The organism is Shewanella sp. SG44-6, from assembly GCF_014164185.1.
GTDB classification, from domain to species: Bacteria; Pseudomonadota; Gammaproteobacteria; order Enterobacterales; family Shewanellaceae; genus Shewanella; species Shewanella vesiculosa.
Genome location: NZ_JACJER010000351.1, coordinates 1 through 318 on the forward strand (window position 1 = coordinate 1; position 318 = coordinate 318).

Annotated in this window: 1 protein-coding gene; it reads right to left on the reverse strand. The window is 36.5% G+C overall.

The window, feature by feature from the left end:
- Positions 1-200 precede the first annotated feature (200 nt).
- A partial coding sequence (locus tag H5185_RS22550; RefSeq protein WP_182743335.1) for a transposase occupies positions 201-318 on the reverse strand: 118 nt, incomplete at its 5' end.

Genomic DNA, 318 nt, shown 5'->3' on the forward strand with positions numbered 1-318 from the left:
TAACGAGCCTGTAGAATTACTCGTTTTTAAATTTATTTTGATTAATGAATAAACAATATCTGAGTTTATATTTTGATTCAATTATTTAGTGGTACTTAGATTATTATTTAGCATGCAGTTTTGTTGGTTTTTTAGTGCGCTTTAGGGGGTATTGAGGCCGGTTTGTAGCGTTTTTCGAGGTAAAAAGGGCTTCCCCCTTCTTAGTGCATCGCTTGTTGCAACTTTTCTATGTTATGAACAAGACAGTACAGTTGCCACTGGGCATTCACTTTGGCTTGGCCACGTAAGGTCAATTTATTCATCCCTTTGTTGACCGTA